The organism is Lactobacillus sp. CA30L (assembly GCF_059900845.1).
This window is the reverse complement of the sequence record NZ_JBWXGB010000029.1, coordinates 1-443: the sequence shown is the minus strand read 5'-3', so window position 1 is coordinate 443 and position 443 is coordinate 1. Positions and strand designations below refer to the sequence as shown.

The following is a 443-nucleotide window of genomic DNA, read 5'->3' as shown; positions in this document are numbered from 1 at the left end:
GGCCCCACCCGCCCCGACCTCGACGTGGTCGAAGCCGTCACCCGCCTGAACGAACTCGGCGCCTACGGCCTCACCTTCCACGACGACGACCTCTTCGCCTTCGGCTCGACCGATGCCGAGCGGCAGAAGCAGATCGACCGCCTCAAGCAGGCCCTCGCCGACACGGGCGTCATCGTCCCGATGGTCACCACCAACCTCTTCAGCGCACCCGTCTTCAAGGACGGCGGCTTCACCTCGAACGACCGCGCGGTGCGTCGCTTCGCCCTCCGCAAGGTGCTCCGCAACCTCGACCTCGCCGCCGAGCTCGGGGCCAAGACCTTCGTCATGTGGGGTGGCCGCGAGGGCGCCGAGTACGACTCCGCGAAGGACGTGCAGGCGGCGCTCGAGCGCTACCGCGAGGCCGTCAACCTCCTCGGCGACTACGTGACCGACAAGGGCTACGA

1 protein-coding gene is annotated in these 443 nt (G+C 69.1%); it reads left to right on the top strand.

What is annotated here, in order from left to right; all coding sequences use genetic code 11:
- A partial coding sequence (locus AC2JF8_RS09305; RefSeq protein ID WP_500762810.1) for a TIM barrel protein occupies positions 1-443 on the top strand: 443 nt, incomplete at both ends.